Annotated in this window: 14 protein-coding genes and 1 riboswitch; of the genes, 3 read left to right on the top strand and 11 right to left on the bottom strand. The window is 65.3% G+C overall.

The genetic code is table 11. The annotated features are described in order from the left end of the window. Nucleotides 1–63: 63 nt before the first annotated feature. A complete protein-coding gene (locus KY495_RS17045; RefSeq protein ID WP_219880565.1) occupies nucleotides 64–1221 on the top strand; it encodes an iron-containing alcohol dehydrogenase in 1158 nt (385 codons plus the stop codon). A 48-nt stretch (nucleotides 1222–1269) separates the two neighbouring features. Continuing rightward, nucleotides 1270–1370: riboswitch (TPP riboswitch) on the top strand. Nucleotides 1371–1454: 84 nt separating this feature from the next. Beyond that, nucleotides 1455–3569: a TonB-dependent siderophore receptor gene (locus KY495_RS17040; RefSeq protein WP_219880564.1), complete on the top strand. Its 2115-nt coding sequence runs from the start codon at nucleotides 1455–1457 to the stop codon at nucleotides 3567–3569. Between the two features lie 14 nt (nucleotides 3570–3583). Here the strand turns inward: KY495_RS17040 and KY495_RS17035 are convergent, their stop codons facing one another. The 11 genes from KY495_RS17035 to KY495_RS16985 form a co-directional block, all read right to left on the bottom strand. Continuing rightward, complete coding sequence (locus KY495_RS17035) at nucleotides 3584–4102, bottom strand: AAA family ATPase (RefSeq protein ID WP_219880563.1); 519 nt, start codon at nucleotides 4100–4102, stop codon at nucleotides 3584–3586. Next, entirely contained in the window at nucleotides 4099–4695 is a 597-nt protein-coding gene (gene pnuC / locus KY495_RS17030) for a nicotinamide riboside transporter PnuC (RefSeq protein WP_219880562.1), read from the bottom strand. Before pnuC ends, KY495_RS17035 begins: the two co-directional genes overlap by 4 nt. A 120-nt stretch (nucleotides 4696–4815) precedes the next feature. Further along, nucleotides 4816–6960 (bottom strand): S46 family peptidase, encoded by a 2145-nt coding sequence (locus KY495_RS17025; RefSeq protein ID WP_219880561.1) that lies wholly within the window; start codon nucleotides 6958–6960, stop codon nucleotides 4816–4818. Nucleotides 6961–7087: 127 nt separating this feature from the next. Next, complete coding sequence (locus KY495_RS17020) at nucleotides 7088–7594, bottom strand: SET domain-containing protein (protein WP_219880560.1); 507 nt, start codon at nucleotides 7592–7594, stop codon at nucleotides 7088–7090. Nucleotides 7595–7601: 7 nt separating this feature from the next. Further along, nucleotides 7602–8987 carry an efflux transporter outer membrane subunit gene (locus KY495_RS17015; RefSeq protein WP_219880559.1) on the bottom strand — a complete coding sequence of 462 codons (1386 nt, stop codon included), beginning with the start codon at nucleotides 8985–8987 and terminating at the stop codon, nucleotides 7602–7604. An 11-nt stretch (nucleotides 8988–8998) separates the two neighbouring features. After that, complete coding sequence (locus tag KY495_RS17010; RefSeq protein ID WP_219880558.1) at nucleotides 8999–12199, bottom strand: efflux RND transporter permease subunit; 3201 nt, start codon at nucleotides 12197–12199, stop codon at nucleotides 8999–9001. Beyond that, on the bottom strand, nucleotides 12196–15294 hold the full coding sequence (locus tag KY495_RS17005; RefSeq protein WP_219880557.1) for an efflux RND transporter permease subunit: 3099 nt from the start codon (nucleotides 15292–15294) through the stop codon (nucleotides 12196–12198). The genes KY495_RS17010 and KY495_RS17005 overlap by 4 nt, the downstream gene beginning before the upstream one ends. Then, nucleotides 15291–16700 carry an efflux RND transporter periplasmic adaptor subunit gene (locus KY495_RS17000; RefSeq protein WP_219880556.1) on the bottom strand — a complete coding sequence of 470 codons (1410 nt, stop codon included), beginning with the start codon at nucleotides 16698–16700 and terminating at the stop codon, nucleotides 15291–15293. The genes KY495_RS17005 and KY495_RS17000 overlap by 4 nt, the downstream gene beginning before the upstream one ends. Nucleotides 16701–16913: 213 nt before the next feature. Beyond that, complete coding sequence (sppA, locus tag KY495_RS16995) at nucleotides 16914–18785, bottom strand: signal peptide peptidase SppA (protein ID WP_219880555.1); 1872 nt, start codon at nucleotides 18783–18785, stop codon at nucleotides 16914–16916. A gap of 163 nt (nucleotides 18786–18948) precedes the next feature. Then, nucleotides 18949–19413 (bottom strand): metallophosphoesterase family protein, encoded by a 465-nt coding sequence (locus KY495_RS16990; protein WP_219880554.1) that lies wholly within the window; start codon nucleotides 19411–19413, stop codon nucleotides 18949–18951. Then, entirely contained in the window at nucleotides 19414–19845 is a 432-nt protein-coding gene (locus KY495_RS16985; protein WP_219880553.1) for a hypothetical protein, read from the bottom strand. Nucleotides 19846–20029: 184 nt separating this feature from the next. On the opposite strand from KY495_RS16985, the gene KY495_RS16980 reads away from it, so the two are divergent. Beyond that, complete coding sequence (locus tag KY495_RS16980; protein ID WP_219880552.1) at nucleotides 20030–21100, top strand: flavodoxin family protein; 1071 nt, start codon at nucleotides 20030–20032, stop codon at nucleotides 21098–21100. Nucleotides 21101–21135: the final 35 nt, after the last annotated feature.

Below are 21135 nucleotides of genomic sequence, written 5' to 3'. Positions count from 1 at the left end.
CCGGCAGTGCGCGCGCGATTGAGCGATAATCGATGCCTTACGTCTCTCGCATAAGGATCCGCCGTGCTCAATTTCGACTTCTACAATCCCACCCAGGTGCTGTTTGGCCAGGGCCAGATCGCCGCGCTCTCCAAGCTGGTCCCGGCTAATGCGCGCGTGCTGCTGGTCTACGGCGGCGGCAGCATCAAGCAAAACGGCGTCTACAGCGAAGTGCTGGCGGCGCTTGCGGGCCACCACGTGAGCGAATTTTCCGGCGTTGAACCGAATCCCAGCTACGAAACGCTGATGCGCGCCATCGAACAGGTCAAGGCCGAAAAGATCGACTTCCTGCTGGCCGTCGGCGGCGGCTCCGTGATTGACGGCGCCAAGTTCATCGCCGCCGGCGCCCTGCTGGCCGACGACCCCTGGACCATTCTTGAAAAATACGGCAGCAACGTGAGCGAGGCCATGGACCTGGGTGTGATCCTCACGCTGCCGGCGACGGGATCGGAAACGAATGCTTCCAGTGTCGTCACCCGCAAGTCGACCCAGGAAAAGTTTGCCTTCATGAGCCGCAAGGTGTTCCCGAAGTTTGCCATCCTCGACCCCAGCAAGACCTATTCGCTGCCCGCGCGCCAGGTCGGCAATGGCGTGGTTGATGCCTTTGCCCACGTGATGGAGCAGTACATGACCTATCCGGTGGGCGCCAAGGTGCAGGACCGCTTTGCCGAAGGCATCCTGCTCACGCTGATCGAAGAAGGCCCCAGGGCCCTGTCCGCGCCCGACGACTACCAGGTACGCGCCAACGTCATGTGGTGCGCCACCCTGGCCCTGAACGGCCTGATTGGCGCCGGTGTGCCGCAGGACTGGGCCACCCACATGATTGGCCACGAACTGACCGCCCTGTACAACCTCGATCACGCCCAGACCCTGGCCGTCGTCATGCCCAGCATGCTGCGCCAGCGCAAGGACGCCAAGCGCGCCAAACTGCTGCAGTTCGCCGAGCGGGTGTGGGACATTCGCGACGGCAGCGAGGACGAGCGCATCGAGGCCGCCATCGCGCGCATGCAGGCATTTTTCGAGCAAATGGGCGTCAAGACCCGCCTGGCCGACTACCAGCTCGGCGCCGGCCATCTCGATGCGGTGCTGGGCAACCTTGAAAAGCACCGCTACACCAAGCTGGGCGAACACCGCGACGTGTCGCTCGAGGTCAGCCGCAAGGTGCTGGAGGCGAGCCTGTAGGGCCGCCGCGCGGCGGGCGGCGCCATGCTGCCCGCATGTGATAAAATTTGCATTCGCTAGGGGTCCTGGAACACGTTTTTTCCGGGTGAGAGATACCCTTCGTACCTGATCTGGATAATGCCAGCGAAGGAAAGCGCAAAGTAGTTCCCCTCCTTTGACCGCCTCCCCCGTCTGGCCCCAGCTGTTTTCAAGCATTGCACCGGCACGCCGGTGCGGGACCAAAAGAGCACACTATGTCATCGCCATCACTGCAGCACACCGTCATCGCCCTGGCCGTTTTCCAGGCTTTCTCTTCATGCGCCCAGGCGCAGACCACCGAACAGCCGATGACGGAAGTGGTGGTGACCGGTCAGTGGATCGCCGCCGACCGCGCCAGCGTGGGCAGCTTTTCCGATGTCCCCCTGCTCAAGACGCCGGCCTCGATCCTGTCGATCGGGCGCGAGCAGATGCAGGACCTGAACATCCGCAACACCAGCGACGCCAGCCGTTTTGAAGCGAGCGTGAGCGACTCGTACAACGCGGTCGGCTATGCCGAGATGTTTTCGATCCGCGGCTTCAAGCTCGATAACAACACCAGCTACCGCAAGGATGGTTTCGCCATCTCCAACGACACCCAGATCCCGCTCGAGAACAAGGAGCGCATCGAAATCCTCAAGGGCCTGGCCGGCATGCAGGCCGGGGTCACGGGGCCGGGAGGCATCATCAATTACGCCGTCAAGCGGCCCACCAGAAGCGACCTGCGTTCCGTCACCGTCGAGGTACGCGAACGCGGCACCGTGCTTGGCACGGTGGATGTGGGCGGACGATTCGACGACAAGCGCTTCGGCTATCGCTTCAACGCGGCGGCGGAAAAACTGCGCCCTTACGTCAAGGGTGCCGACGGCGAGCGCACCTTTGCCTCGGCGGCATTCGACTGGCAGGTGTCGGACCGGGCGCTGGTGCAGCTGGACATGGACTACCAGGACAAGTCCCAGATCACCGCGCCCGGCTACCAGCTGATTCGCAACGTGGCGCTGCCATCGAACGTGTCGGCCGCCACGCTGCTCAATGACCAGCCCTGGACCCGTCCGGTGGAGACCATCAGCTCCAATATCGGCCTGCGCTTTGAGTACAGGATCAGCGATGCCTGGCGCGCCACCGTGGCAGCCAACCGCCACGAGTTCAAGCGCGATGACTACACTGCCTTCCCCTACGGCTGCTCGGAAGAAGGGGACGGCTTCTATCCCGGGTACTGCAGCAATGGCGACTACGACGTGTACGACTACCAGAGCGAAGGCGAGCGCAAGACGCCGTTCGGGAGCCAGGCACTCGTGCAGGGTACCGTGCGCAGCGGCGGCATCAAGCATGAACTGGCATTTGGCTATGCCGACATGGAACGGCGCGAGTACTACGGCGACTATGTGTACGACTACGCCGGCGCCAGCAACATCTACCGCAACCGCATCGTGCCACCGGCGCCTGGCAATCCCCGCACCGGCGACGTCATCGAACAGCGCCACGACACCGAGCGCGCCGCCTTCGTGCAGGACGTGATGACACTCACGCCGGAACTGACGGTGCATGCCGGCGCGCGCCACGTGACGATCAAGCGCGGCCCGGACTACAAGGCCAGCTTCACCCTGCCCAACCTGTCGGTGGTGTACAGTCCGGCAACCGACTGGATCGTGTACGGCACCGTTGCCCATGGCATGGAGTACGGCGGCGAAGCGCCGTTTGGCACCCTGAACTATCGCACCGCGCAAGGTGTGCTGGCACCCAGCCGCTCCAAGCAGCTGGAACTGGGCATGAAGGGCGTCGTCAACGACAACGTGACCCTGACCGGCGCCCTGTTCGAACTCAAGCGCGGCAAGGAGCTGACCAACGCCGACAATTACTATGTCCGCGCCGGTGAACAGACCCACCGCGGCATCGAGCTGGCGGCCCAGGGCAAGGCCACGCGCGATCTCTACTACAGCGTATCGGCCATGGCGCTGCACACCCGCACCAGCGGTTCGGGCAGCGCCCTGTTCGATGGCAAGCGCACCGCCAACGTCCCGGCGTTCAAGGGCACCGCATTGCTGGAATATTCCGTGCCCGCGGTCAGTGGCCTCAAGCTCACGGGCGTACTGCAGTACGCCGGCAAAAAGGCGTTTGACGACGAAAACCTGGTATTCGTACCGAGCTACCACGTGATCGACCTGGGCGCGGCCTACGCCACCCGCATCGGCGGCTACCGCACCACGCTGCGCGCCCACGTGGAAAACGTGGCCGACAAGTTCTACTGGCGCGACGCCACGCCGGAACTGGGCGGCTACCTGCTGCCGGGCGCGCCACGCCGCGCACGCCTGTCGGCCCAGGTCGACTTCTAAGGCGCCGGGCGGCGTCAGTCTGCCCGGATGTAGCGCCCGGCCTGCAGGATGCGCTCCGGCAGGCTGCCGCCGACGAGCTGGTACGCGATGCCGCGCTCGGCCAGCCGCTCGATCACCTGCTCGTGGACCTGTTGCCGCACCTGCTCCGATTCGCGCTGCAGGCCGTCGGCCTGCCATGGGGTGTCGGGCGCCGTCACCAGCGTATAGGCGTAGTCGTGGCGCAGCGCCAGCTGCGCCAGCTCGTCATCGACCCGCCCCCAGTACCAGCGGCTGTACAGCGCCGTCATCAGCGGCGTGGTGTCGCAGAACAGGAAGCGATTGGCGTGCGCCGCGGCCGCGTCCTCGCGCTCCATCTGGACCCGCGCAATGCCGTACTGGTCCTGCTCGAACGGTACCCGGCCCTCGCGGTCGACGAACTCGCGCAGGTATTCGGGCACCCACAGCGTGTCGTAGCGCCTGGCCAGCGCCTCGGCCAGCGTGGATTTGCCCGACGATTCCGCGCCCAGGATCGCTACCCGCGCGACAGCGCTCATGGTTTGTCGCTGGAGTGACGGTACCAGGTTGACAGGCCAATCGAGGCCAGCACCACGAAGACGGCATACAGCACCGCGGTCAGGTTGAGGCCCTTGAACACAAACAGGCCCACGTACAGCACGTCCACGATGATCCAGACGATCCAGTTTTCCACCTTTTTACGCGCCAGCAGCAGCTGCCCAACCAGGCTGCCCGCCGTCAGGAATCCTTCCGGATACGGCACATCGGTATCGGTATAGTGGTCCAGGAAGCCGGCAATCAGCACAAAGCCCACCGCCCACGCAGCGCCCGCCCACAGCAGCACCTGCTTGCTTGAACGGGTAACCGGCAGCAGGTCATGCTTGTCGCCGCCGTGCAGCCACTGGTGCCAGCCCCATACCGACACCACGATGAACACCACCTGCAGGGCCGCGCCGCCATACAGGAGCGACTGATAGAACACGACGCCGTAGGTAGCCGACGACACGATCGAAAACAGCCACGCCCAATGCACGCGGCGGATGTTGAGCACCACCGTGATGACGGCCAGCACGAACGAGATCAGTTCGAGGGAGGACGTGGTGATGCCGAAAAGGTCGATCGGGTCGTTCATGGGATTCCTGAAGGCTGGGGCCAGCTATTGTAACGGAAGCGACAACAAAAAAAACGCCGCCCCGGCAATTTGCGCGAGGCGGCGTTGTCGGTCGGTAGGCGTAGCTACCGGTCCAGTGACCTACTTGCGCGGGTACTTGATGGTCATTTCCTTGAGCAGGTTGTCGGCCTGGTCGACTTCCTTCATCACCCACAGCATGTAGCGGATGTCGACGTGAATGGCGCGCGTGATGGCGCTGTCGAAGTACCAGTCCTTGGTGATCGACTCATAGGTCGAGTCAAAGTTCAGGCCCACCAGTTCGCCGCGCTTGTTCATCACGGCCGAACCCGAGTTGCCGCCGGTGGTGTCCGCGCTGGACAGGAAGTTGACCGGCACGGTGCCCAGTACCGGATCCTTGAACACGCCAAAGCGCTTGGCCTTGATCGCCTCCAGCAAGTCCTGCGGCGCGTCGAACGGATGCTTGCCGGTGTGTTTCTCGACGATGCCTTCCACGGTCGTGAACGGCCCCTTGTGCAGGCCATCGCGCGGCGTGTAGGGCGCCACCGTGCCGAAGGTGACACGCAGCGTGGAATTGGCGTCCGGGTACACCGGCTTGCCTTGCGACTTCTTGAAAGCGATCAGCGATGCCATGTACTGCGGGATCACGCGCTCCAGGTTACCGTCGATTTCCTTGCGGCGGTTTTCCAGGTCCATGGTCACGTCATGCAGGGCCACGGCCAGCTTGATGAATGCATCGTCGGACTGCTTGAACGCATCCACGTCCTTGCCCACCCATGCCAGGCGCTTGGCGGTGTCGCCCAGTTCCGTCGCGCGGTACAGTGCGCCCACGGCCTGCGGCGCCGGCAGCAGCGGATCGAGGCCCTTCGGATGCATCCTGGCGGCCAGCTTGTTATAGCGCTGCAGCGCTGCAGTGAACCGCGCTTCGTCCACGCTTGGCACGAACGACTGCTCCAGGCGGTTCAGGCGCGCCTTGATGAACGACAGGTCGCGTTCCTGGAAGCCGGCTTCGCGCTTGGCATCCGGCTTCTGCTTCTCAACGGCCAGGCGGTACAGCGTACGCGCGCTCTTGAGCAGGTCGCTGTTCGAGGCCACGCTCCAGGCAAATTCTTCGTCCTGCAGCGCCAGGTCGGCGGCGATCAGGGCATCGAGGTCGGTCAGCAGCGTCCTGGAACCCAGCGCGCCGCCCTGCTTGTTGTACCAGGCGCGGAACTCGGCATCCTGCACATCCTTGATTGCCGCGATGTCCTTGCGCGCGAAGCCATCGAGCAGGCCCTGGGTTTTCTTGAGCACGTTGTTGATGCTCTTGACCACGCTGGCGTAGCGTACCGCATGGGCATCGCTGCCGGTGGTGCTGGCCGCGATCACGGCCAGGTCAGCCTGCATGTCGCCGACGCGCGCCGGGAAATTCGCGTCGCGCGCGAAGCGGATTTCGGTCGGCAGCTTGTAGCGGCTGGTGCGGCCGGGGTAGCCGGCCAGCAGGATCGGGTCGCCGTTCCTCAAGCCTTCGGCCGAAACGACCAGGAAGTCCTTGGACTTGTAGGGCACATTGTCGGGCGACGGTTCGGCCGGACGGCCATCCTTGCCCACGTACGCGCGCAGGAAGGAAAAATCACCCGTGTGACGCGGCCACTCGAAATTGTCGATGTCGCCGCCGAATTCGCCGATCTTGTCCGATGGCGCGTACACCAGGCGCACATCGCGGATCATCAGCTGGCGAATGCGGTAATACTCCAGGCCGCGGTGAAAGCTCGGCACCGAGCAGCGGTACATCTTGTCGGTCTCGCATTCTGCAATCAGGGCCTTGATGCGGCTCTGGACTTCTTCGTAGCGCTCGCGGCCCGACATCTTGTCGGACAAACCCTTGAGCACGCGGTCGGTCACGTTCTCCAGCTTGTCCGTCACATACACCAGGGTATTGGGGCCACCGGGCAGTTCCTCGGCGCGCGTCTTGGCCAGGAAGCCCTTGGTGATCAGGTTGTTCTCGGCGGTCGAATTGCGCTGGATGGCGCCGTAAGCGCAGTGGTGGTTGGTCACCACCAGGCCGTCGGGAGACACGAACGAGGCCGAGCAGCCACCGGTCGAGACGATGGCGCTCATGGGATGCTTGGACAGGTCGCTCAGCTTTTCAGCGGGAATGGTAATCCCGATGCGCTTCAATTCGGACTTCAGTTGCGGCAGCTGGTGTGGCTGCCACTGGCCTTCGTCTGCATGCGCGGTAGCGAACACGCTCAACAAGGCGATGGGCAATGCGATGGATTTCAACAAGATATACCCCAGAAATGTAAGTGCAAGCGGGCAGTATATCGTTGTTGCCGGGGAAGGGAAATCAATTCGCGTGGCGGTATTGACACAGGGGCAGGCCGCGCGGCCGCCCCACCGGCGTGCAGGACGGCTACTGCTTCTTGCGCGCGCGCTTCTTGGGCGCCAGCATGGTCCCGGTACATGACGGCGCGCCGCAGCGGCATGCGAACAGCTTTTTCACGGCGGCCGTGTGACGCTCTTCGTAGATGAGGGCATAGTTGTAATACAGCTCCTCGCCCTTGTCGATATCGTGCAGGGCGTGGATGAACACGCGGCCATCTTCCTCGTAGGCTTCGCAGTTGGGCTCGCACGCGTGATTGATGAAGCGCGCATCGTTGCCGCCGCTGCCCCCATCGATGATGTTGCCGTCTGCCAGCGAGAAGAAGAACGTATGGTTGACGGGGCCGCCCCCCTCCTCGGCCCTGATGCCCGATTCGTCCGACGTGATGCGTTCGCCCTCATATTCGACGATGCGTTCGCCCGCTTTGATCTTGCGGCGCGCGAACACGCCGTTGCCGTGGATGGGCGAGCGGCGCACTTCAAAACAGGGCTTGGCAGCGGAGGCTGCCTTGGAGGCGGTGGGGGATTTTTTCGTCATGATCCCGCTATTCTAACGAAGCTTGCCAACCTCCGCCCAACGATTGGATCAGGGCCACTGCCGTGGTCTGGCGATCGGCCTGCAACTGCACCAGCGCCCGGCGCGCCGACAGCGCGGTGGCCTGGGCCTGCACCACGTCGGTGTAGCCTACCTGCCCTGCCTTGTAGCGGTTGAGCATCTGGGTTTCCACCTGGTCTGCCGCGCGCGAAGCCTGTTCGCGCAAGGCCAGCTGCTCGCCCAGCACGCGGGCGGCCACCAGCTGGTCTTCCACCTCGCCAAAGGCGGCCAGCACGGTCTGGCGGTAGCGCGCCACGGCCACCTGGTGCGCCGCCTCGGCCCCGGCCACACTGGCGCGCGTGGCGCCGGCGTTGAACACCGATTGCGCCACACTGGTGCCGAAGGACCACAGCAGGTTCGACGCACTGAACAGGTCACCCACCTTGCTGCCACCGGAGCCAAGGGCCCCCGACAGGCCGATGCTGGGGTAGTAGGCTGCGCGCGCAATGCCGATGCGCGCGTTGGCGGCGGCCACATCGCGCTCGGCGGCGGCGATATCGGGCCGGCGCTGCAGCAGCAGCGATGGCACCCCAACCGGAATGGCGGGCACGCTCACCTGCCACGGCACCGGGGCCAGCGCAAACTGGGCGGGCGCCTTGCCGATCAGGATCGCCATGGCATGTTCGAGCTGGGCACGCTGGCGCGTGAGCGAAAGTTCTTCCACCCGTGCGTTGGCCAGCTGGGTCTCGGCCTGGAGAATGTCGGATTTGCCTGCGATGCCGGCCTCGAAGCGGTTCTTCGTGATCTGCAGCACGCGCGCGTAACCGTCGATCGTGGTGGCCAGCAGCGCACGCTGGGCATCGCTCTGGCGCAGCTGGAAGTAGTTGGCCGCCAGCTCGCCCTGGGCCGCCAGCCGTGCCGATGCCAGGTCGGCGGCGCTGGCGGCAGCGCCGGCACGGGCACTGGTCACGCCGGAACGCAGGCGGCCCCACACGTCCGGTTCCCAGCTGCCGCCCAGGTTGAGGCGATAGCTTGCCTGCGCGTCCCGGTCCCTGCCGCCGGCGCGCTCGCCCGACAGCCCGAGCGACACCGACGGGAACAGGGCGGCGCGCTGCTGCGCCACCAGCGCCCGCGCCTGGGCATATGCGGCAGCGGCCGCGGCCACGTTCTGGTTCGACACCTCCACCTGTGGCACCAGCTCGTTGAGTACCGGGTCCTGGAACAGGGTCCACCATGGTCCCCGCTCGAGGGCGTCGGCCGGCGTCGCCGCCACCCATCCGGCTGCCTCCTTGAATGCCGGCGGCGATGGCGTGACCGGGACCTGATGGACGGGACCGACGGCGCACGCGCTCAGCGCGGCCGCCAGCGCCAGGGGAAGTAGTCGTAAGGTGCGCATGCTAAGTCTCTTCATGGTTTGATGGGATCGGCGTGATGGCCAAGCGTGCTCTCGACCGGCGAGCGGCGCCGCAGCTTGTCCATCACCACGTAGACCACCGGTGTTGTCAGTAGCGTGAGCAGCTGGCTGGCCAGCAGGCCGCCGATGATGGCCACGCCCAGCGGCTGGCGCAGTTCCGCCCCTTCCCCGAATCCGATAGCCAGCGGCAGGGCGCCAAGGGCGGCCGCCATGGTGGTCATGAGGATGGGCCGAAAACGCAACAGGCATGCTTCGCGCACCGCCTCCACCGGCGACAGGCCGCGCGTGCGCTCCGCCTCCAGCGCAAAGTCGATGATGAGGATCGCGTTCTTCTTGACGATGCCGATCAGGAGGAACACGCCAATGAGGGCAATGATGGAAAAGTCCATGTCGAACAGCAGCAGCGCCAGCACCGCGCCCACGCCGGCCGAGGGCAAGGTGGACAGTACCGTGATGGGGTGTACCAGGCTTTCATACAGCACCCCGAGCACGATGTAGATCACCACAATGGCCGCCAGGATCAGGAGCGGCTGCTCCCGGCTCGATTCCTCGGCCGCGCGCGCGGTGCCGGCAAAGCTGCCGCGCACATTGGTGGGCATGCCGATATCGGCTTCGGCCTGCCTCACGGCGGCCTGCGCCTGTTCCAGGTTGGCGCCCGGCGCCAGGTTGAACGAGACCGTGGTGGCCAGTTCGCCGTCTTCGTGGCTGACCGAGGTGGCGGTGGCGCTTTCGGAAAAGCTGGCGATGGCAGACAGCGGCACCATGGTGGTGGCACTGCTGGACAAGGCCTGGCCGCTGGACGGATCGCGGGCGGCAGTCAGGTTGGCCGGCGTGCCGGTCCCCGTTCCGCTGGCCGCGGGGGTCCGCGAAGGCACGTAGATGTCATTGAGCGCCTGGGGCGACTGCGCATAGCGCCGCGCCACGCCCATGATGACGCTGTACTGGTTGAGCTCATCGTAGATGGTGGCGACCTGGCGCTGGCCAAACGCATTGTAGAGGGCATTGTCGACGTCGCGCGGATTGATGCCCAGGCGCGCGGCACTGTCCTTGTCGATCGTGACGAACATCTCCACCCCGTTTTCTTCGAGGTCGGTATCGATGTCGACCAGTGCGCTTTGCCGCTTCATCGCTTCGCCCAGGCGCGCGGCCCACAGTTTCAGGTCATCGCTGCTGTCGCTCTTGAGCGTGTACTGGTAGGTCGAATTGGACTGGCGCCCGCCCATGCGCAGGTCCTGCACGGGGTTCAGGAACATCGACACGCCCGTGATTTGAGCCAGCTGCGGCCGCAGGCGCGCAATCACGGCCTGCCCGCCTTCGTCGCGTTCCGACGCGGGCTTCAGATTGATGAACATGAAGCCGCCGCCGGCCCGTCCGCCGCCGGTAAATCCCACCACGGTAGCCACGGCCGGGTCGGCGTCGATGATGTCCACCAGCTGCTTGAGCTTTTCCTGCATGGCCTGGAACGAGATGCTCTGGTCGGCCCGGATGCCGGCCGTGATCTGCCCCGTGTCCTGCTGGGGAAAAAATCCCTTGGGCGCTTCCTTGAACAGGTAGATATTCAGCCCGATCACGAATACGAAGATCAGCATGACCAGCGCCAGGCTGTCGAGCGCCCAGTCCAGCGAGTGCGCATACGCCCTGTGGATCTTGTCAAAACCGGCTTCGGCCCAGCGCGACAGCCGTCCCGGCTTGTGCAGCGGGTCGCGTGGCCGCAGCAGCAGGGCGCACATCATGGGCGTGGTGGTCAGCGAAATGACGAGCGAAATGAGCACGGCGGCCGACAGGGTCACGGCAAACTCGCGGAACAATCGCCCCACCTGCCCGCCCATGAACAGCAGGGGAATGAAGACTGCAACGAGCGACAGTGAAATGGAGAGTACGGTAAAACCCACCTCGCGCGCGCCCAGCAGGGCCGCGTGCATGCGGTCCATGCCCGATTCGATATGGCGGGCGGTATTTTCCAGTACCACAATGGCGTCGTCCACCACAAAGCCGGTGGCCACCGTGAGCGCCATCAGACTGAGATTATTGAGGCTAAAGCCCAGCACATACATGACGCCAAAGGTGCCCAGCAGCGACACCACGGTGGCCACGGCCGGGATGATGGTGGCGCGTACGCTGCGCAGGAAAGCGCTCACCACCAGCACCACCAGCACAATGGACAGGACCAGCGTGAATTCGATCTCGTGCAGCGAGGCGCGGATGGAGTTGGTGCGGTCGGAGGCGACCTGCAGCCGGATTTCCGGGGGCAGCTGGGCCTGCAGCGATGGCAGCAAGGCGCGCACCCCGTCCACCGTCTCGATCACGTTGGCACCGGGCTGGCGGGTAATGATGACCACCACGGCGGGCTGGCCGTTGAACAGGCCAAGCGTATTGACGTTTTCGACGCCGTCGATCACGTCGGCCACGTCATCTAGGCGCACCCCGGCGCCGTCGCGCCAGGCCACGATCAGGCCCCGGTAATCGGCCGCGCTGCGCCCCTTGCTGGTGCCGCTGGCCTGGGAGTAGATCTGCAGGCGCAGGCCGTTGCCTTCGATGGCGCCCTTGGGACGGTTGGCGTTGGTGGCCTGGATGGCGGCGCGCACGTCTTCGCTCGATATGCCGTACTTGTTAAGCGCATAGGGCAGCAGCTCCACCCGCACCGCCGGCAGCGAGCCACCGCCAATTTCCACATCGCCCACGCCATCGACCTGCGCCAGTTTTTGCTGGACCAGGTTGGACACGGACTCGTAGATCTGGCCCGGCGACCTGGTGCGCGAAGTCAGCGCCAGGATCATCACCGGGGCGTCCGAAGGATTGACCTTGCGGTAGGTGGGATTGCTGCGCAGCGTGGCAGGCAGGTCGGCGCGCGAGGCGCTGATGGCCGCCTGGACTTCGCGCGCGGCAGCGTCGATCTTGCGGTTCAGATCGAACTGCAGGCTGATGCGGGTCGAGCCATTGCCGCTGTTGGACGTCATTTCATTGACGCCCGAAATGACGCCCAGCCTTCGCTCGAGCGGCGTGGCCACGCTGGTGGCCATGGTGTCGGGACTGGCGCCGGGCAGCGAGGCACTGACGGTAATGGTGGGGAAATCCACCTGCGGCAGGGGCGACACCGGCAGCACGAAAAAGGCGCCGATGCCGGCCAGCGCCAGTCCCAGCGTCAGCAGGATCGTGGCGATCGGGCGCCGGACGAACGGTTCCGACAGGTTCACGGCGCCACTCCGGCCGCCTTGTCCTGCTTGCGGCGCGAGGCCCGCGTGGCAAGGCGGTCAAAGCCGAGATAGATCACGGGGGTGGTGTAGAGCGTGAGCAGCTGGCTCACGATCAGGCCACCGAAAATGGCCAGGCCCAGCGGGCGGCGCAGCTCCGCACCCTCGCCCCAGCCCAGCATGAGCGGCACGGCCGCGAACAGGGCCGCCAGCGTGGTCATGAGGATGGGCCGGAAACGCAGCAATGCCGCCTGCTGGATCGCCGCGCGCGGCGCCATGCCTTCTTCACGCTCCGCTTCGATGGCAAAGTCGATCATCATGATGGCGTTCTTCTTGACGATGCCGATCAGGAGGATGATGCCGATGATGCCGATCACGCCCAGGTCCTGGCCACTGATCATCAGCGCCAGCAAGGCGCCGACCCCGGCCGATGGCAGCGTGGACAGGATGGTCAGGGGATGAATGTAGCTCTCGTACAGCACGCCCAGCACAATGTACACGCAGATCACCGCAGCCAGAATCAGCCACAGCTGGCTTGACAGCGACCCTTCGTAGGCACCGGCCGCGCCCAGGAAGGACAGGCTGACCGACGCCGGCAGGCCCGCTTCGGCGGCGGCGGCGCGGATCGCGTCCACCGCCTGGCCAAGCGAGACGCCGGGCGCGGTATCGAAGCCGATGGTGGTGGCCGGGTACTGGGCCACATGGGTGATCTGCAGGGGCGCCTTTTGCTCGGTGACAGTCGCCACCGCCGACAGGGGCGTGGTCTGGCCATTGGCGGCCCGCAGCGGCAGCTGGCCCAGGGCCGCCACCGACATGGCCTCATCGCGCTGGGCTTCCAGGATCACGCGGTACTGGTTGGTTTCGGTGAAGATGGTCGAGACGATGCGCTGGCCATAGGCGCTGTAGAGCGCATCATCAATCGCGGCGGCGGTGATCGACAGGCGCGAGGCGGTATCGCGGTCAATATTGACCACCGCCGCAGCCCCCGTGGCACCGGCATCGGTTACCACATTGCGCACCTGCTGCACCGATTGCAGGCGCTGCACCAGCTTTTGCGCCCAGGCTGTCACGGTGGCGTTGTCCGCGCCTTCGAGCGACACCCGGTACTGCGTGGGTCCGCTTTCGGCATCGATGGTCAGGTCCTGGGTCGGCTGCAGGTACAGGGACACCCCCGCCACCTTGGAGACACGCTCGCGCAGCCGGTCCATGATCTCCTGCTGGTCCGAGCCGCGCCCCTTTTTCAGGTTGATCAGCATGCGGCCGGTATGCATCATCATGTTGTTGGCCGCGTCCACACCCACGTTGGAGCTGAGCGACTCGACTTCCGGATCTGCCAGGATGGCGCGCGCCGCGGCCTGCTGCAGTTCGGCCATGCGCTCATACGAAATCGCCTGGCGCATCTCCACCCGCGCCTGCAGCTGGCCCGTGTCCTGGGTTGGGAACAGGCCCTTGGGAATCCACAGGTACAGCAGAACCGTGAGCACCAGCGTGGCCAGCGCCACGATCAGCGTAAGCCCCTGGCGTGCCAGCACCCAGTTCAGCGACTGGTCGTAGCGCACGATCACGCGGTCAAAAAATGCCTGCGACTTCACGGCGAAGCGGCCCGGCTTGTCCTGCTCGTGGCTGCGCAGCCAGCGCGCCGACATCATGGGCACCAGGGTCAGCGATACCACGCCGGAAATGAGGATGGTGATGGCCAGGGTGACGGCAAATTCGCGGAACAGGCGCCCTACCACGTCGCCCATGAACAGCAGCGGAATGAGCACGGCGATCAGCGAGACGGTGAGCGAAATGATGGTAAAGCCGATCTGCGCCGCGCCCTTGATGGCGGCCGCCATCGGCTCCTCGCCCTTTTCAATGTAGCGCGCGATGTTTTCGATCATGACAATGGCGTCATCGACCACGAAGCCGGTGGCGATCGTCAGCGCCATGAGACTGAGGTTATTCAGGCTGTAGCCGAGCAGGTACATGGCGCCGCAGGTACCAATCAGGGAAATCGGCACTGCCAGGCTGGCAATGACGGTGGCGCGCAAGCTGTGCAAAAAGGCGAAGATCACCAGCACCACCAGCACTACGGCCAGCAGCAGCTCGAATTCCACATGCAGCACCGAGGCGCGGATGCCGGTGGTGCGGTCGGACAGGACATCGAGCCGCACCGACGGCGGCAGGCCGGCCGCCAGTTCCGGCAAGCGTTCCTTGATCGCATCCACGGTGGCGATGACGTTGGCACCGGGCTGGCGCTGCACGTTCAGGATAATGGCCGGCTTCAGGTTGGCCCAGGCGCCCAGCTTCACGTTTTCGGCGCTGTCGACCACCTTGGCCACATCCTTGAGCCTGATCGGCGCGCCATTGCGGTAGGAGACGATCAAGTTCTCGTAGTCGGGCACCGTGAGCAGCTGGTCGTTGGCATTGATGGCGTACGAGCGCGCCGGCCCGTCGAAACTGCCCTTGGCGCTGTTGGCGTTGGCGCCGGAAATGGCCGTGCGCAGGGTGTCGAGGCCCAGTCCCTGGGAGGCCAGCGCGCCGGTATCGGCCTGGATCCGCACGGCCGGGCGCTGGCCGCCCGACAGCGTCACCAGGCCCACGCCGGACACCTGGCTGATCTTAAGGGCCAGGCGCGTATTGACCAGGTTCTGCACTTCGGTCAGCGGCAGCGTGTCGGACGTGATGGCCAGGGTGAGCACCGGGGCGTCGGCCGGATTGACCTTGGCATACACGGGCGGCGCCGGCAGGTCGGCCGGCAGCAGCGAGCCGCCGGCGTTGATGGCCGCCTGCACCTCCTGCTCGGCCACGTCAAGCGTCTGGCCCAGGCCAAACTGCAGCGTCACCACCGAAACGCCGGCAGCACTGGTCGACGTCATGCGCTCCAGGCCCGCCATCTGGCCAAAGCGCCGTTCCAGCGGCGCGGTGACGGTGCGCGACATGACTTCGGGACTCGCGCCGGGATACAGCGTCTGCACCTGGATGGTCGGGAAGTCCACCTGGGGCAGCGCCGACAGCGGCAGGAAGCGAAAGCCCACCAAGCCCGCCAGCACGATGGCCAGCATCAGCAGCGAGGTCGCTACCGGCCGCCGGATGAATGGTGCCGAGGGATTCATCGCCGCGCCGCGCCCGGGCTTGCCTCAGCGCCCGGCGGTGGTGACTGGGCCTGGCCCGCTGCCCCTGCCCTGCGCCCTTCCCCGCCTGCTCGCCCTTCCCCGCCTGCTCGCCCTTCCCCGCCAGCTCGCCCTTCTCCGCCTGCTCGGCCGCCCCGTGGGCCGCGCCCCGCGCCGCCTGCCTGCGGCCTGTCGCCGGGCAGCACCACCGGGGCGCCATCCTTGAGCCGGTCCGCCCCTTCGGTGATCACCTGCTCGCCCACTTCGAGGCCGGTCTTGATTTGCACCTTGTCCACCGTCGCCACGCCGCGTGTCACCGGCCGCACCGACACGGTGCGCTCGGCAGCGTTGAGGACATACACGAAGTCGCCCGTGCTGCTGTTGCGAACCGCCGTGACCGGGACCATGACCGCGTCCCTGACGGTGCGCAGTTCGAGCCGCAGATTGACGAACTGGCTGGGGAAGAGCTGCTGGTCGGTATTGGGGAAGCGCGCCTTGGCCCGCACGGTGCCGGTCTGCACGTCGACCTGGTTGTCCAGCGCCGCAAAGGCGCCGCTGGCCAGTGCATGGGTACGGGTGCGGTCATAGGCGGTGGCAGGCAGCTTGCCGGCGCCGGCCATGGCAGAGAGCAGATCGGGCACCCGGTCCTGCGGCACCGCAAACTCCACATCGATCGGTGCCAGCTGGGTGATCACGGCAATGCCGCTGGCGTCGCCGCTGCCCACCAGGTTGCCCATGTCGACCACGCGCAGGCCCACCCTGCCGCTGATGGGCGCCTTGATCTGGGTGTGCGACAGGTTCAGGCGTGCGATGCCTTCGGCCGCGCGATCGGTCATGAGCGTGCCCTCGAGCTGCTTGACCAGGGCGGCCTGGGTGTCCACTTCCTGGCGGGCGATGGAGTCCTGGGCCAGCAGGGTGCGATAGCGCTCCAGCGTCACGCGGGCGCTGGCAAGCTGCGCTTCATTGCGCTGGCGCTGGCCGCTGGCCTGCAGCAGCGCCATTTCAAACGGGCGAGGATCGATCACCGCCATCACCTGGCCGGCCTTGACCAGCTGGCCTTCGCTGAAGCTGATTTTCTGCAGTACGCCGGATACTTGCGCGCGCACGGTGGCAGTGGCCGCCGCCGTCACGGTGCCGAGCGCATCGAGGCTTACCGGCAGGTCGGCCGCTTCGGCAGTGGCTACGCCCACCGTGGTGGCACTGCGCCCACCCCGTCCACCCGGGCGGCCACCGGGCGGCCCGCCGCGCTGCTGGCCGGCGCCCTGGGCGCCAGGACCCTGCGCCCCGGGTCCGCCCTGATCGTCCTGGGTCAGGTACCAGGCCAGGCCGCCCAACAGCGCCATCACGACAACAGCGATGATGCCGCCAATGACGCGGGTGCGGCGGCTGCGGACGGGAGTGGTGTTCATTTTCTTCCTTGTATACGTTGCAACGAATTTGGTGAGGACTCTAGCATGTCGCAGCGCTTACATATGTTTCAAATCTCACATCAAGGTGACGCCGGCGGGACAATGCTGCGCCCGTTCGTATACGAAAAACGGGCGTCTGCCATACAGACGCCCGTCCCGTTCACTGCCCGGCATGCTACATGCCGTTACAAAGCCGCTACAAATTCATTGCCTTCATGGCGCCACGCACATGCAGTGCGTCACTGTCTGGAACGGCTGGCGGCCGGCGCTCATGTCGGTCAGCCACTGCAAGTCCTTGCCAACCTGGGCCACGGTCCCTTCCGGCAGGCCGGTGGGCAGCATGCCGAGCTTGACCTGGATGTTGATGGCCTGGGCCGTGCTGGCGCCGAACATGGTCAGGAAGCGTTCAAACGCGGTGCCGTCCTTTTCCACATACTCGATGCGGAAATCATCGCCAAGCCTGGCGCGTTTGGCCGCCGACTTGATGGCGTCGCCAAAGCTGCCGATGGTGTCGACCAGGCCGCGCTCCTGCGCCTGCAGGCCGGTCCAGACGCGGCCCTGGCCCACTTCGTTGATCTTGGCCGGCGTGGTCTTGCGCGCCACCGCTGCCTTGGCGATGAAGTCGGCATAGATGCGCGTGACATTGCTCTGCACGATGTCGGCAAAGCGCGGATCGATCGGACGCAGCGGATTGTAGGCGCCGGCCAGCCAGGTCGTGGTGTGGCCGGCAGTGTCGATGCCCAGCTTGTCGGCCACCTTTTCGGCCGTGGGCAGCAGCGCAAACACGCCAATGGAACCGGTAATGGTGGAGCGGTCGGCGATGACCTCGTCGGCCGCCATGGCCACCCAGTAGCCGCCCGATGCCGCCACGTTGCCCATCGAGACCACGACCGGCTTGCCGCCGGCACGCGCCAGTTCCAGTTCGCGCCGGATCAGTTCCGAACCATACGGGCTGCCGCCCGGCGAATCGATCCGCAGCACAATGGCCTTGATGGCGTCATCGTTGCGGGCCTTGCGGATCAGGTTGGAGGTCGACAGGCCGCCAATGGCCCCCGGGCCTGCCGTGCCGTCGGTGATCTGGCCGGAGGCTACCACCACGGCCACACCGTCGCCAAACGCCTTGGGCATCTGGCGCGAGAGGTAATCGTGGAAGCCGACCTGGCGGAACGACTTGCTGTCGTCATCGAATTCGCCGCGCTTGATCATCATGTCGCGCAGCTCGTCGCGCGTCTTGAGGCCATCGACCAGCTTGTTGGCCAGCGCCAGCTTGCCCACGTCGCCTTGCGCCTGCGTCATCAGGGCCGGCAGGTTCTCGATGACCTTGCCGATGGCGCCCGGTGCCAGCTTGCGGTTCTTTTCAACGTCGCCGGTGTAGCCTTCCCACAGGGCGTTGTACAGGTAGGCGTCCGCTTCCAGGGCCTCCTTGGACGGGCCATTGCTGATGTACGGCTCGGCCGCGCTCTTGTATTCGCCCACTTTCATGAGGTTGACCGTCACGCCGAGCTTGTCGAGCGCGTCGCCGTAATAATTGCGGTGGCCGCCAAACCCCTGGATCATGACCGTCCCCATGGGATGCATATACAGTTCGTTGGCGTGCGATGCCAGCAGGTAGCGCTTCTGGTCGAAGCTGCCGCCCCATGCCACCACCGGCTTGCCGGCCGCCTTGACCCGCTCCAGGGCAGCGCCCACTTCGTGCAGGCCGGCCAGGCCGGCGTTGCCGAATTCGTCGAGCATCAGCACCACGCTGCTGATCTGCTTGTCCTTGGCGGCAGCATCGAGCACGGCGAGCACGTCGCGCAGCTGCACCGACTTTTCAATGTCGCCGCTGATGTTGCCCATGAGCGCATCGCGCACGCTGCCCGCATTTTGCTCCACCAGGTCGCCCTTGAGGTCGAGCACCAGCGCTGTCTTGTCGCCGATAGGCGTGGCGCCGCCGCCGAAAATGGCCGACAGTAAAAGGATGACAATGAGCAGGAACACAAGATTGAGCACGACCCGGCGGGTGGTGTCGAGGGTCCTCCACAGCATGCCAAAGCCCCGGCGCACGAGGGATTTGGGTTTGGTCGCAGACACGGTGTTAGACATCAATACTCCGGCAATCAAGAAAGTTGGAAGGCCAAACGCTTACTGTAAGCGAAATCCGTCCGACAGTGAACAAAATGCACGCAGGCATCAGCCTCGCGCGAGTGTCACATGCGACTTCCCGGCCACAAATCAAGGGGCGGCGGCGCATTTCATGCGACCTGGATCAAGAAATATCGAGGTCGATGATGCGGGCGCTGACACTGGCGCCGTCAATGAGCAGCTCGGCCACGCTGACCGGCAGGGAAAAGCGGCGCGGACCGGCACTGCCGGGATTGAGAAACAGGACGCCATTCCTTGTGTCCACGCGCGCCTTGTGGGAATGGCCATACACCACCACGGCAATCCCTTCGGCCGCCGGATCGAGCGCCAGGGTGGCAATATCGTGGATGGCATGAATGATCACGGGCCCCACGGCCAGGCGCGCGGTGTCCGGCACGGCGCCCGCCCAGCCGGCCCGGTCATTATTGCCCCGCACGACCGTCAGCGGCGCCATGGCGGCCAGTTCCTCGAGGATCCCCGCGTTGCCAATGTCACCACCGTGGACCAGGTAATCACACCCGGCCAGTGCCGCCTTCGCCTGCGGGCGCAGCAGGCCATGAGTATCGGAAATGACACCGACCCGGATCACTCAGGTCTCCTGGCCCGACATGCGGCGAAACGGCCCGATGCAGACATCGAGCGACTCGGCCACGCACATCACGAACATGGAGCCGGACGGATGGAAGTGGACGTAATGCGTGACGCGGGTGCCGACCTTCATGACCTGCCCCGCGCAGTCTTTCTTGCCATTATCCTTGACCAGCCGGTCTTCAAGCTTGTAAAAGCCCTTCGGGCTGGGCTGGGCCGGGATGGAAAACTCGCTTTCCGACACTTCTTCGGCGCTGGTCACGAGCGTGGTGCCATCGCCGCGGAAGCGGTAGATCTCGGAGCAGCTGCCGTCAGGCAGCGTGAGGCGCCAGATGCCGAGAATGGGATGGCCGGCAGATGGCGGGGCGGCCGTGGCCGGGCCAAGCGTGGCAAGGACCAGGGCAAAAGCGGTAACAAGATGCAGTGGGCGCATGGCGGCTCCTGAATACGGTGAAGGGCAATGCCGGGCAGCGTCATGCGGTGCCAGACATGCAACGCCAGTGTGCGCCATTTTTCGCGCGCGTGCAGGGAATGCTCGTCCGCTACGTTATCAAGCGAACATTGCATGCGAACGGACGCGCGCATACTGGACGTTCCTCCCTGACAAGACCAACATCATGACTGCCGTACGCAAGGGCCAGGCGCCCGACAAGCTGGACCGCAACGAATTCAAGCTGGTATTTCACCGCTCCTTCATGGACCCGGCATTCAAGGCTGTAGCCGGCGCGCTCGACCAAGTCGAGCAGGTCGCATGGGACAATTACGAAGCGTCGCACAAGGCGCCGGTGACGGTGCGGGCGGGCGACGGCTTTCACGACCCGGAGTACGCGCTGTCGATCGAATGGAAACAGGCGCGCGACCGGCTCCTGGCGGCCGAGGCGCTGCAAAAGCGGCCGGAGACCACCTCGCGCGTCCTCTTGATCAATGGTTCGGCGCGCAACGACGGCACCTGTCCGAGCGAGATCTCCAAGACTTTTCGCATGACCGGGCTGGCCAGGGACATCCTGGAAGCGCAGGGCGTGCAGGTCGATATCCTCGACCTGTCGCTGCTGACCTCCGACTACGACCGCCATATCCATCCCTGCAAGGGCTGTGTATCGACTGCCATGCCGCTCTGCCACTGGCCATGCAGCTGCTACCCGAATCACTCGCTGCGCCAGACCAACGACTGGATGAACGAGATCTATGAAAAATGGGTGGCGGCGCACGGCGTCATCATTTTCACGCCCGTGTACTGGTACCAGACGCCGGCGGTCCTCAAGCTGATGATCGACCGCCTGGTGTGCGCCGACGGCGGCAATCCCGACCCCACCGCAACCCATGGCAAGAAGCCGGAAGAAGCCAAGGCCCTCGAGCTGGCCGGCTGGGACTATCCCAAGCATCTGGCCGGCCGCGCCTACGGCGTGGTGGTGCATGGGGATGTGGCGGGCATAGAAATGACGCGCCGTGGCCTGACCGACTGGCTGGACTGGATGGGCTTGATCGATGCAGGCAGCTTTGCAAAGCTGGACCGCTTCATCGGCTACTACGAATCGTACGCGCAAAGCCACGAGGTGTTTGACGAGGACACGGCATTCCAGGAAGAGGTACGCAATGTGGCACGCTCTGTCGGCAATGCGGTGACCGCGCTGCGGGCGGGCCGCCTGGCGCAGCCGGACGGGCCGCTCAAACGCCCACGCCCCAAATAAAACGGCACAGGGCCTGCGTGGGATGCAGGCGCTGT

The organism is Massilia sp. PAMC28688, assembly GCF_019443445.1.
Taxonomy (GTDB): domain Bacteria; phylum Pseudomonadota; class Gammaproteobacteria; order Burkholderiales; family Burkholderiaceae_D; genus Telluria_A.
The sequence above is the reverse complement of the archived record's forward strand: the minus strand, read 5'-3'. Positions and strand labels throughout refer to the sequence as shown.

What these genes read in the sequence shown, in the direction of transcription:
- KY495_RS17020 (WP_219880560.1), bottom strand. Translation starts at nt 7,594, where the DNA reads ATGACGAAAAAATCCCCCACCGCCTCCAAGGCAGCCTCCGCTGCCAAG.
- KY495_RS17005 (WP_219880557.1), bottom strand. Translation starts at nt 15,294, where the DNA reads ATGAATCCCTCGGCACCATTCATCCGGCGGCCGGTAGCGACCTCGCTG.
- KY495_RS17040 (WP_219880564.1), top strand. Translation starts at nt 1,455, where the DNA reads ATGTCATCGCCATCACTGCAGCACACCGTCATCGCCCTGGCCGTTTTC.
- pnuC (WP_219880562.1), bottom strand. Translation starts at nt 4,695, where the DNA reads ATGAACGACCCGATCGACCTTTTCGGCATCACCACGTCCTCCCTCGAA.
- sppA (WP_219880555.1), bottom strand. Translation starts at nt 18,785, where the DNA reads ATGTCTAACACCGTGTCTGCGACCAAACCCAAATCCCTCGTGCGCCGG.
- KY495_RS16985 (WP_219880553.1), bottom strand. Translation starts at nt 19,845, where the DNA reads ATGCGCCCACTGCATCTTGTTACCGCTTTTGCCCTGGTCCTTGCCACG.
- KY495_RS16980 (WP_219880552.1), top strand. Translation starts at nt 20,030, where the DNA reads ATGACTGCCGTACGCAAGGGCCAGGCGCCCGACAAGCTGGACCGCAAC.
- KY495_RS17035 (WP_219880563.1), bottom strand. Translation starts at nt 4,102, where the DNA reads ATGAGCGCTGTCGCGCGGGTAGCGATCCTGGGCGCGGAATCGTCGGGC.
- KY495_RS17015 (WP_219880559.1), bottom strand. Translation starts at nt 8,987, where the DNA reads ATGCGCACCTTACGACTACTTCCCCTGGCGCTGGCGGCCGCGCTGAGC.
- KY495_RS17000 (WP_219880556.1), bottom strand. Translation starts at nt 16,700, where the DNA reads ATGAACACCACTCCCGTCCGCAGCCGCCGCACCCGCGTCATTGGCGGC.